Raw genomic sequence first — 242 nt, forward strand, 5'->3', positions numbered from 1 at the left:
CTAGTAGTGCTTGGTCAGGTCGGTTGTGGTGGTGCGTGTCCTTCCGGCCCGGTGTGGCGTTGAGGGTGTGTGACTCCGGACGAGATTGCTTTGGTGCGTGGTGAGTTGGAGGCGTTCGCGGCGGAGGTGTTCGAGCCGTTCGCGCGCAAGGATCAGCGCCGGTGGGGGCAGGTCTACCTGCGGGGGCTGCTGACCGACGGGCGGCGTAAGTCCATCGAGCCGATGGCCGCCCGGCTCGGGGA

Annotated in this window: 1 protein-coding gene; it reads left to right on the forward strand. The window is 67.4% G+C overall.

Translation table 11 applies throughout. The annotated features are described in order from the left end of the window. Positions 1-69: 69 nt before the first annotated feature. A partial coding sequence (locus AOQ53_RS41845; protein ID WP_148640392.1) for a transposase occupies positions 70-242 on the forward strand: 173 nt, incomplete at its 3' end.

The sequence above is a fragment of the Streptomyces azureus genome (assembly GCF_001270025.1).
Lineage (GTDB): Bacteria > Actinomycetota > Actinomycetes > Streptomycetales > Streptomycetaceae > Streptomyces > Streptomyces azureus.